Raw genomic sequence first — 10525 nt, forward strand, 5'->3', positions numbered from 1 at the left:
CGATATGCAAGACCAAACCACTGCCGGCACTCTGTTCGGCGCCATGCGGGCGAATCCGCCGCTGGTGCAGTGCATCACCAATTTCGTCGCGATGAACATCGCCGCCAACGTGATGCTTGCCGCCGGCGCATCGCCGGCCATGGTCCATGCCGAGGAAGAAGCGGCCGAGTTCGCCGCCATCTCCGCCGCGCTGACGATCAATATCGGCACGCTGTCGGCCGAATGGCTTGTCGGCATGCTGTCGGCCGCGCAATCGGCAAGACAGGCCGGCAGGCCCTGGGTGCTCGATCCGGTCGCTCACTATGCGACCGCATTCCGGCGCAGGGCAGTCGCGCAATTGCTGGATCTGCAGCCGACGGTCATTCGCGGCAACGCGTCCGAGATCATCGCGCTCGCAGGAGGCATCAGCCACGGCCAGGGCGTCGATAGCCGCGATCCCGTCGAGCTGGCCGAGCAATCGGCCAGGCAACTCGCCGAACGACATGGATGCGTGGTTGCCGTGACCGGTGTCACCGATTTCGTGACCGATGGCCACAAGGCGCGACGCATAGAAGGCGGATCGCCGCTGATGCCGCAGGTCACGGCCCTCGGCTGCTCGCTGACCTGCCTGGTCGGGGCCTTTGTGGCGACTGCGCCCGATAATCCCTTCGATGCGACGGCGGCGGCCCTTGCCGTCTTTGCCGTTGCCGGGGAACAGGCGGGAACCGTCGCCGATGGGCCTGGCTCCTTTTCCTGGCGCTTCCTCGACGCGCTGGCCGCCCTCGATGCGGAAGCGCTCACCGCCAAAGCGAGGATCATGCTCGCATGAAAAACTTCGACCTTTCGCTTTATCTCGTTCTCGATCCGATACTCTGTGCGGATTTCGGCATGGTCGAGACAGCCCGTGCGGCGGTCGCCGGCGGTGCGACCATCGTGCAACTGCGTGACAAGCATGCTTCAACCGCAGCCATGATCGATACCGGCCTTTCGCTCAAGCGGGCGCTGGCCGGAAGCAACGCCCGCCTCATCGTCAATGACGATGTCGAGGCGGCCATCGCCATCGGCGCCGATGGCCTGCATATTGGGCAGGAAGATCTGGACGCCGAAACCGCCCGCCGTATGATTGGGCCGGAGATGATCCTCGGTCTCTCGGTGGAGACGGAAGCTCTGGCCTCGGCCGTCGATGCCGAGATCGTCGACTATGTTGGTGTCGGCCCCGTCTTTGCCACGCCAACCAAGCCTGATCACAAGCAACCGATCGGCTTTGACGGCCTTGCCCGCATCGTCAGGCTCTGCCCGGTTCCTGTCGTCGCCATCGGCGGTCTCAAGGCCGAACACACAGCCGATGTCCTGTCGGCCGGAGCGGACGGACTGGCGGTCGTCTCGGCAATCTGCGGCAAGGCCGATCCCACGGCCGCCACGGCCCTTATCGCCGAAGCCGTCAAGGAGGCGCGCAGATGATCCGCAACGTCCTCTCCATCGCCGGCTCCGATCCTTCCGGCGGCGCCGGTATCCAGGCCGATCTCAAGGCCTTTTCGGCACGCGGCGTCTATGGAATGGCTGTCCTGACGGCATTGACTGCCCAGAACACGCAAGGCGTTTCCGGCGTCCATCCGGTGCCACCGCAATTTGTCGCCGATCAGATCGAAGCCATCTTTGCCGATATACGCGTCGATGCCGTCAAGATCGGCATGATCGCGAATGCTGGGATCGCCGAAGCCGTTGCCGACATTCTGGCGCGACATCGCGATGTTCCCATCGTGCTCGACCCGGTGATGATCGCCAAGGGCGGTGCCGCCCTGCTTGCAGCGGATGCCGTTGACGTGCTCACCCGGCGGCTGTTGCCGCTGGCGACGGTGCTGACGCCGAACCTGCCGGAGGCGGCTACCCTGCTGCATGAAGCCGAGGCGAAAAGCCGCGAAGACATGGCGCGTCAGGCGCACGCTCTAGCCGATCTCGGCACGGCGGCAGTCCTCGTGAAGGGCGGCCATCTCGAAGGTGATGAAAGTCCGGACATATTGGCAAGCGCTGACGCCCTCACCTGGTTCGAAGCCGAGCGGTTGCCGACGAAGAACACGCATGGAACCGGCTGCACGCTGTCCAGCGCAATTGCGGCCGAGATCGCCAAGGGCTTGCCGCTGCCGCAAGCCGTTGCCTCCGCCAAACAGTACCTCGCAGGCGCGGTCGCAGCCGCAGGGCAGCTTTCGGTCGGCAGCGGCCATGGCCCTGTCCAGCATTTCTACGCGCTTTGGTCTGACATGGAAGGAATATCGAAGTGAACCTGCCCCTCAACGAACAAGTCGTCATCGTCTCTGGCGCCGGACGCGGTTTCGGCGCCGCGATCGCAGCAGCCTTTGCCCGCGAAGGCGCCAAAGTTGCCGTCAACTACCGCACCAGCCGGGAGCCGGCGGAGGCGCTTGCAGCACGGCTTGGCGACCACGCAAAGGCGTTTCGGGCCGACATCCGCAGCCTCGACGAAACAAAACAACTCGTGGCAGACGTGACGGCCCATTTCGGAGCCCCGACCACGATCGACCACAATGCGCTCGCCGATTTCAGCTTCAATGGCGACGCGCGTTCGAAGTTGGACGCACTGAGTTGGGCCGAAATGGCAACGCAGCTCGAAACCGCTCTGCAGGGTGCACTCAACCTGATACAGGCGGCGCGGCCGGCGATGGCGGCGGCGGGCTTTGGCCGCATCGTTACGATCGGCACCAACCTCTTCCAGAATCCGGTCGTGCCCTATCACGATTACACGGCGGCCAAGGCGGCGCTGCTGTCGCTGACGCGGACGGCCGCCGCCGAACTTGGCCCACTCGGAATTACCGTCAACATGGTCTCCGGCGGCTTGCTGCGCACCACGGATGCCAGCAGCGCCACGCCCGAAGCGGTCTTCGACATCATCGCAGCGAACACGCCGCTGCGCCGTGTCACCACGCCTGAGGAGGCTGCCGACACGGTTCTATTCTTCGCAAGCCCCTGGGCGCGCGCCGTCACCGGACAGAACCTGATCGTCGATGGCGGGCTCGTCTTCGGATAATGATCCGCAGCAAAGCGGCGCGCCGGTCGGCGATCAGAACTCCACTTCCAGTTCGATGATCTCGTCCGGCTCAGCCACGGCCCCTTCGGTCCACTCCCGCATCAGCGGCCAGGCAAGCACTGTCTCGACATAAGCGGCCAGCCTCGGTTCCAGCTCCACCGCATAGGTGCGGAAGCGCGTACAGACCGGCGCATACATCGCATCGGCGACGGTCGGCGCCTTTCCGAACAACCAGGGACCGCCGCTTGCGTCGAGGCAGTCTGTCCAGATCGTCTTCACCCGCTCCACATCGGGGCGTGCGCCCGAAAATATCTTGAAGCTCGCATGCCGCGCCTTGAGATTCATCGGCAGGGCCGAGCGCAGATTATGGAAGCCGGAGTGCATCTCGCCCGAGACGGAGCGGCAGAGAGCACGGGCAACCCGCTCAGTGGGCCATAGCCCCGCCTTCGGAGCGATTTCGCTCAGATAGTCCGCGATCGCCAGCGTGTCCCACACGGTGACATCCTCATGGGTCAGTCGCGGCACGAGAACCGATGGCGATAGAAGAAGAAGCTCCTGGCGGGCCTCATCGTTCATTTCCACCAGCATTTCGGTGAAATCCAGGCCGGCCATGCGGCATAGCAGCCAGCCACGCAGCGACCAGGAGGAATAGTTCTTCGAGGAAATCGTCAGTGTCGCCTGCGTCATCGCGATCCAATCCGTGCCGGACAAATAATGGTCTGCCATAACAATCTTCTCGCATAGCGCGGCATATTGCACTAGCTTTTTTGCACTGCCGCATTTCTCTGGCAGTGCGGGAGACGTCGGCCATGCTCTATCAAGCCTATCAATTCCAGGATGATCTCATTGCGCCCCTGCGCGATCTGGCGCGGCGCCTGCAAATATTCTCCGCGCCGATGTTCTGGGGACCGGCGGGCGAGATGGCGCAGCACTTTTCCGCCGCACTGGAAATGATCTCCCGCTACGAGATCACCCACAAGCGGCCCGACTTCGCCATCGACGTCGTCAGGGTGGGAAATCGCGACGTACCCATCACCATTGAAACCACGCTCGATCTGCCCTTCGGCAAGCTTCTGCGCTTTGCCGCCGATATCGATACACCGCGACCGAGGATCCTCGTGGTCGCGCCGCTTTCCGGCCATTTCTCCACGCTCCTGCGCGGTACGGTGAAAACCCTGCTTCGCGACCACGACGTCTACATAACCGACTGGGCGAACGCCCGCGATGTGCCTGTCTCCGCCGGACTCTTCGGCATGGACGATTATGTGGACTACATCATCCGCTTCCTGGAGAAGATCGGCCCGGGCGGGCACGTCCTTGCCGTGTGTCAGCCCTGCGTGCAGGTACTGGCGGCGGTTGCCGTCATGTCGGAAGACGAGCATCCGGCGACGCCTCGGACCATGACCCTGATGGCCGGTCCGATCGATCCGCGAGAAAGCCCGACCGAGGTCAACGAGCTTGCCGTGTCGAAGTCGCTCGCCTGGTTCGAAAATTCGCTCATCAGCAATGTGCCGTGGCGCTATTCGGGCGGCGGCCGACGTGTCTATCCTGGCTTCCTGCAGCTCGTTGCCTTCATGGCCATGAACATGCAGCGCCATCAGGACGCCCATCGCAAGCTCTACGAGCATCTGGCCAAGGGCGAGACGGCCGAGGCCGCCAAGATCAAGACCTTTTATGACGAGTATTTTGCCGTACTCGACATGACCGAGGAATTCTATATCGAGACCATCGACCGGGTGTTCCAGAAAGCCGAGCTGGCGACGGGAGATTTTACCTATCGTGGCCAAAAGGTCGATCCCGGCATGATCCGCAAGACGGCTCTTTTAACGGTCGAGGGCGGACGCGACGACATCTGCGCCCTCGGCCAGACCTCGGCCGCACACGATCTCTGTCGATCGCTGCGGCCGCATCTGAAACGGCACCATCTTCAGGCCAATGTCGGACACTACGGTGTATTCAACGGCCGCCGCTGGGAAACGGAAATCTATCCCATCGTCCGGAACATGATCCTCGCGATGGAATAGCGCAGCCGCTCAAGCCCAACCCAGGGTCAGAACGCCGAAGAGAATGACGACGCCCAGCACGATGCGGTAGATCACGAAGGGCCAGGTGGAGAAGCGTTCCAGGAAGCGCATCAAGCCCCAGATCGCCACGAAGGACGAGATGCTGCCGACAATAAGCCCGACGAGCAGCACCGACCACGCCTCCATTGGAATATGAGCCTTGTAGAGCGTGAACAGCTCCTTCAGCCCGGCAAGAGCGATGGCGGGAAGTCCGAGCAGGAATGAAAACCGCGCCGCTTCGTCGCGCTTCAGGCCAAGGAAGAGGGCGCCTGTCAGCGTGGAGCCCGAACGAGAGACCCCTGGAACGAGGGCGCCGACCTGAGTGATGCCGACGAACAGGGCATCCATCAGGGTCATCTGTTCCATGTCCTTCGTATGTCGGCTGTAGAGTTCCGCGACGGCCAGAAGAATGCCCATGACGAGACAGGCGAGACCGATGACCCAGAGGCTGCGAAACGACGTGCCGCAGGCATTGAGCGAAGACGATAGCAGCAGGCCGGCAATGACGATCGGGATGGTGGCGATGATGATGGCAATCGCAAGCCGCATCGCGGGCGAGCGCCAATCTCTCTGCCTGATGGCATCGAGCGATCCGAAGGTGACATAGCGGACATCGCTCCAGAAATAGGAGATGATCGCCGCCAGCGCGGCAAGCTGCATCGCCGCCGAGAACGCCGAGCCCGGATCCTGCCAGCCAAGCAAGGCCGGCACCAGGCGCATGTGGGCCGTCGAGGAGACCGGCAGCAGCTCCGTCAGCCCCTGCACGACGCCCAGAAAAGCTATTTTGGCATAACCCAGGGCGACGAAGCCCGTGTCCACGCCCTGCGTACAAACATCAGCCACGTTTCGATATCCTCAGCTCTTAAGTGCGGGGCTTAGCGCCGGAAGGGCGCGATGAACTTTGCTGCGAAACAGTTTTCCGACGCGTTATCGGTGGCACATGTCGAATGCATTACCGATCTCGCGCTCAGAATCGAGGCGACGATAGTCGGGCAGGCTGAACCCTATCTGAAATTATCAGCTTTATTTTCCAAAGTCTGATGGAATTCTAGCTATCGTCCTCGGGCAGCGACTGCATGTAGCGGATGATGCCATAAAACACGATGCAAAGGACGACGGCGCCGATCACATGATGAAGACCATGCAGAATGTTGTGATGATGCCTGACCAGCAGGGAAAGCAGATTATAAAAAGCTATGGCGAGCACCGTCATGACGGGAGCCAGGACAAGCGCCATGTTCCGATGAATAAAATTGATCATCACACACCTCTTCTACATTTCGGCAGATACTACGAAGATTGAGGAAAAATTGCGACAAATATACGGGCCCACACGAACCGTAAATGGCGGGCGTCCTGAAGAAAAAGCGCCTATTTGGTATAAAGGGCGCGCGACCGCTCCAGATGCTTCAATACCGCCGCCTCCGCGCCATCCGCATCGTTTTCGGCGAGCCGTCCAAGGATTTCCTCGTGCTCGACCAGGGTGAACTTTTCCTTGCCCGTCCAGATCAGCATGTCCGTATGGTAGGTCTTCAGCCAGGCCAGCATGGCTTCGCTGACGGCTGCGAAAATCGGGTTGCCGGAAATCTGCGCGATGCGCGTATGAAACTGCATGTCGGCTGAAATGAACTCCTCGGCATGACCGAGAAAGGCGCGCTGCCGTTCGATGATCTCCTGGAGATCGGCAATATCCTCTTCGGTTGCGCGCACCGCTGCCTCGCGCGCCATGCCGCGCTCGAAGAAAATGCGGGCGCTCTTCAAATGCTCCAGCGAATCCGTCGATTGCGACAGCATGATTTTCGCCGTCAGATCGACCTGCCGGAAGAGTGACTTGGCGGTGAGTTGCAGCACTTTTGCCCGCTCACCATGGGAAATGTTCACCAACCCCATATTGGCAAGTGCCTGCATCGCCTCGCGGATCGCCGGACGCCCAACGCCGAAACGCTCCATAAGGACGCGCTCGGATGGCATTTCGTCGCCCGGCTTGAGTTCTCCCGATGTAATCAACCGTTCGAGCCGATCAAATACTTCGTCGGACAGCTTTCGACGTACAATTTGTTCTACTGGCTGGCCCATGGAACCCCGCTTGCTCAAAGCTTTTCTTTCCTTATGCATTTTTGCCTGCCGTCGAGAAAGCCCATACGGAACAGCCTGCCGGCTAACGAGCAAAAAAATCGTTGCAGAAGTTGGGATACTCATTATACCACTTCACCAGTTTACGCCACGCGAAAATCGTCGGCGAAAGGAGCAGTCAGTCCCTATGACCATCACCATCACCTACCGTATCGAAACGTCAGGCAGCATCGAGGCGATGGCCCGCAAGATTGCCAGCGATCAATCGACCGGCACGTTCGTGGCGGTGCCTGGCGAGACGGAAGAGCTCAAATCGCGGGTGGCCGCCCGCGTCACGGCGATCCGCCCGCTTGCCGACGCCGAGCGACCGACATGGCCGGAAGCTGCCGAAGGTCACGGCCGCATCCGCCGTGCCGATGTCGATATCGCCTTTCCGCTCGACGCGATCGGCACCGATCTTTCGGCGTTGATGACCATCACCATCGGCGGCGTCTACTCGATCAAGGGCATGACCGGCATCCGCGTCGTCGACATGAAGCTGCCGCAAGCCTTTCGCGACGCTCATCCAGGCCCGCAATTCGGCGTTGCCGGCAGCCTGCGGCTGACCGGCGTCAGCGGTCGTCCGATCATCGGCACCATCGTCAAGCCGGCACTCGGCCTGCGGCCGAAGGAAACGGCTGACCTGGTCGCCGAATTGATCGGCTCGGGCGTCGATTTCATCAAGGACGACGAGAAGCTGATGAGCCCCGCCTACTCGCCGCTAAAAGAGCGCGTCGAGGCGATCATGCCGCTCATCCTCGATCACGAGCAGAAGACCGGCAAGAAGGTGATGTACGCCTTCGGCATTTCGCACGCCGATCCCGACGAGATGATGCGCAACCATGATCTCGTGTTGAAGGCCGGCGGCAATTGCGCCGTTGTCAACATCAATTCCATCGGCTTCGGCGGCATGAGCTTCCTGCGCAAGCGCTCCGGCCTGGTGCTGCACGCGCATCGCAACGGCTGGGACGTCTTAACCCGGCACCCCGGCGCCGGCATGGATTTCAAGGTCTATCAGCAGTTCTGGCGTCTGCTCGGCGTCGACCAGTTCCAGATCAATGGCATCAGGGTCAAATATTGGGAGCCCGACGACAGTTTCGTCGAATCCTTCAAGGCCATCAGCACGCCGCTCTTCGATCCATCCGACTGTCCGCTCCCTGTGGCGGGTTCCGGTCAGTGGGGAGGCCAGGCTCCGGAGACCTATCGGCGCACCGGCCGGACCACGGATCTTCTCTATCTTTGCGGCGGTGGCATTGTCAGCCATCCGTTCGGGCCTGCGGCCGGCGTTAGGGCCATCCAGCAGGCCTGGCAGGCAGCTGTTGCTGACGTCCCGCTTGATGATTACGCCAAGAACCATCCGGAGCTTGCCGCCTCGATCGCAAAATTCAGTGACGGCAAGGACGCCTGACAGCAATGCCCAATCTTCTTCTCAGCTATTATGGCGACGACTTCACCGGCTCGACCGATGTCATGGAGGCGCTTGCTTCCAACGGTGTCCCGACCGTGCTGTTTCTCGGCATTCCGAGCGCAGCCATGCTGGAGCGTTTCAAGGATTGCCGCGCCATCGGTGTCGCAGGCACCAGCCGCAGCGAGACGCCGGAATGGATGGACGAGCATCTGACGCCGGCGTTCGCATGGCTGAAAAGCCAGGGCGCCGGGATCTGCCACTACAAGGTCTGCTCAACCTTCGATTCCAGTCCGAAGGTCGGGAATATCGGCAGGGCGATCGAGATCGGAAAGATGCTCTTCAACCAGCCTGTCGTACCGGTCATCGTTGGCGCGCCGCAGCTCAAACGCTATACAGCCTTCGGTCACCTCTTTGCCGCCTATCAAGGCCGGGTCTTCCGCATCGACCGCCATCCGGTGATGAGCCGGCATCCGGTCACGCCGATGGACGAGGCTGATCTTGCCGTGCATCTGAGTAAGCAGACCTCCCTCCCCGTCAGCCTTGCTGATCTCGTGACCATCGTGGCGGCAGACGCGGACGAGCGGATCGACAGGCTTGTGAAGGGAGATGACGGCATCCTCCTCATGGATGTTGACAGCACGGAAACGCAGGCAGCCGCAGGCCGTCAGCTATGGCGCCTTAAAAACAAGGGCGGCTCCTTCGTCGCCGGCTCCTCAGGCGTCGAATATGCCCTTCTGAACGCCTGGCGCGACGAAGGATTGATCGGACCGAAGCCGGACTTCCAGCAGCCTGGCAAAGTCGAACGTCTCGCGGTCGTCTCCGGCAGCGTATCGCCGACGACCGAACGCCAGATCCGCCGCGCGGTGGCCGACGGCTTCGACGGTATCGACGTCGATCCGCTTGAGCTGGTCGGCGAAGACGCCGAACACGCCCTGGAGAAGGCAGCCAATGCCGGCATTGCGAGCCTGAAGGAAGGCCGCAGCGTCATTCTCCATACGGCACTTGGCCCCTCGGCCGACCGGGGCGGCGATATCGATCGAATTCCCGGCGCGCGGCACCGCCTCGGGCAGGCCCTCGGCATTCTTCTACGGCGGCTGATCGAACAGGAAGGTCTCGGCCGTGCCGTCATCGCCGGCGGCGATACGTCAAGCCACGCATTGCAAGAACTGCGCGTCGATGCACTGACCACCTTGCTGCCATTGCCGCAGACGCCGGGATCGCCGCTCTGCACTGCGCACGGCAACCACGCACCGACCAACGGTCTGCAGATCGCACTCAAGGGCGGCCAAGTCGGAACCGATGATTACTTTGCGCAGATCCGCGATGGGAGAAGCTCGTAGCCCGCATGCCATTTTTTGACTTAACAAATGGCATACTCATTGACTCATCATACCACTTACGATACCACGCCTTGAAAGCAAACGAGGTATTATCATGACTGCAATTGCTCTTTTCGGCGCTGGCGGCAAAATGGGCTACCGGCTCGCCAAGAATCTGAAAGGCTCGCGTTTCGACGTGCGCCACGTCGAGGTCGGCGACGCCGGCAAAGCGCGGCTGAAGAATGACCTTGCCATCGATTGCGTACCGGCGGACGCAGCACTCGACGGCGCCGATGTGGTCATTCTTGCCGTTCCGGATACGGCGATCGGCAAGGTCGCCGCCGGCATCGTCGACAAGCTCAAGCCAGGAACGATGGTCGTCGCTCTCGACGCCGCCGCTCCCTTTGCAGGCCATCTGCCGCAGCGCGAGGATCTCACTTATTTCGTCACCCATCCATGCCACCCGCCGATCTTCAACGACGAGACGGACATGCAGGCCAAGAAGGACCATTTCGGTGGCCTGTTTGCCAAGCAGCACATCGTCTCGGCCCTGATGCAGGGGCCGGAGACCGCCTATGCGCTCGGCGAGGAAATCGCCAAGGTC

13 protein-coding genes are annotated in these 10525 nt (G+C 61.5%); 9 read left to right on the forward strand and 4 right to left on the reverse strand.

The features are described 5' to 3' along the window. The first annotated feature begins 4 nt into the window (after positions 1–4). The 4 genes from thiM to GA0061101_RS26805 are packed head-to-tail and all read left to right on the forward strand — an operon-like array spanning position 5 to position 3019. Positions 5–808, forward strand: a complete 804-nt coding sequence (gene thiM / locus GA0061101_RS26790; RefSeq protein ID WP_037197442.1) for a hydroxyethylthiazole kinase — start codon at positions 5–7, stop codon at positions 806–808. Beyond that, a complete protein-coding gene (gene thiE, locus GA0061101_RS26795; protein WP_037197441.1) occupies positions 805–1440 on the forward strand; it encodes a thiamine phosphate synthase in 636 nt (211 codons plus the stop codon). Before thiM ends, thiE begins: the two co-directional genes overlap by 4 nt. Beyond that, positions 1437–2258: a bifunctional hydroxymethylpyrimidine kinase/phosphomethylpyrimidine kinase gene (gene thiD / locus GA0061101_RS26800; RefSeq protein WP_037197439.1), complete on the forward strand. Its 822-nt coding sequence runs from the start codon at positions 1437–1439 to the stop codon at positions 2256–2258. The genes thiE and thiD overlap by 4 nt, the downstream gene beginning before the upstream one ends. Then, positions 2255–3019, forward strand: a complete 765-nt coding sequence (locus GA0061101_RS26805; RefSeq protein ID WP_037197437.1) for a 3-oxoacyl-ACP reductase — start codon at positions 2255–2257, stop codon at positions 3017–3019. The genes thiD and GA0061101_RS26805 overlap by 4 nt, the downstream gene beginning before the upstream one ends. A gap of 33 nt (positions 3020–3052) precedes the next feature. On the opposite strand, the gene GA0061101_RS26810 is transcribed toward GA0061101_RS26805, so the two are convergent. Then, entirely contained in the window at positions 3053–3706 is a 654-nt protein-coding gene (locus tag GA0061101_RS26810) for a glutathione S-transferase (RefSeq protein WP_037197561.1), read from the reverse strand. Positions 3707–3828: 122 nt separating this feature from the next. On the opposite strand from GA0061101_RS26810, the gene GA0061101_RS26815 reads away from it, so the two are divergent. Beyond that, on the forward strand, positions 3829–5043 hold the full coding sequence (locus GA0061101_RS26815; RefSeq protein WP_037197436.1) for a polyhydroxyalkanoate depolymerase: 1215 nt from the start codon (positions 3829–3831) through the stop codon (positions 5041–5043). 9 nt (positions 5044–5052) lie between these two features. Here the strand turns inward: GA0061101_RS26815 and GA0061101_RS26820 are convergent, their stop codons facing one another. After that, positions 5053–5925, reverse strand: a complete 873-nt coding sequence (locus GA0061101_RS26820) for an undecaprenyl-diphosphate phosphatase (protein ID WP_037197435.1) — start codon at positions 5923–5925, stop codon at positions 5053–5055. Positions 5926–5976: 51 nt separating this feature from the next. Here GA0061101_RS26820 and GA0061101_RS39560 point away from each other — a divergent pair, with 51 nt between their 5' ends. Beyond that, positions 5977–6123: a hypothetical protein gene (locus GA0061101_RS39560; RefSeq protein ID WP_156143649.1), complete on the forward strand. Its 147-nt coding sequence runs from the start codon at positions 5977–5979 to the stop codon at positions 6121–6123. 7 nt (positions 6124–6130) lie between these two features. On the opposite strand, the gene GA0061101_RS26825 is transcribed toward GA0061101_RS39560, so the two are convergent. Both GA0061101_RS26825 and GA0061101_RS26830 read right to left on the reverse strand, forming a co-directional pair. Further along, the gene (locus tag GA0061101_RS26825; protein WP_037197434.1) at positions 6131–6343 is read right to left on the reverse strand and encodes a hypothetical protein; all 213 of its coding nucleotides are present in this window, start codon (positions 6341–6343) and stop codon (positions 6131–6133) included. Positions 6344–6453: 110 nt separating this feature from the next. Continuing rightward, positions 6454–7158 (reverse strand): transcriptional regulator NanR, encoded by a 705-nt coding sequence (locus GA0061101_RS26830; RefSeq protein WP_092575758.1) that lies wholly within the window; start codon positions 7156–7158, stop codon positions 6454–6456. Positions 7159–7342: 184 nt separating this feature from the next. Between GA0061101_RS26830 and oiaX the strand changes: the two genes are divergently transcribed. The 3 genes from oiaX to GA0061101_RS26845 all read left to right on the forward strand — a co-directional run. Next, a complete protein-coding gene (gene oiaX, locus GA0061101_RS26835; protein WP_037197432.1) occupies positions 7343–8602 on the forward strand; it encodes a 3-oxo-isoapionate-4-phosphate decarboxylase OiaX in 1260 nt (419 codons plus the stop codon). Positions 8603–8607: 5 nt separating this feature from the next. After that, entirely contained in the window at positions 8608–9942 is a 1335-nt protein-coding gene (locus GA0061101_RS26840) for a four-carbon acid sugar kinase family protein (RefSeq protein ID WP_037197431.1), read from the forward strand. A 94-nt stretch (positions 9943–10036) separates the two neighbouring features. Further along, positions 10037–10525: phosphogluconate dehydrogenase C-terminal domain-containing protein (locus tag GA0061101_RS26845; protein ID WP_167669604.1), on the forward strand; the 489-nt coding region annotated here is incomplete at its 3' end.

It is taken from the genome of Martinezella lusitana, assembly GCF_900094565.1.
Taxonomy (GTDB): domain Bacteria; phylum Pseudomonadota; class Alphaproteobacteria; order Rhizobiales; family Rhizobiaceae; genus Rhizobium; species Rhizobium lusitanum.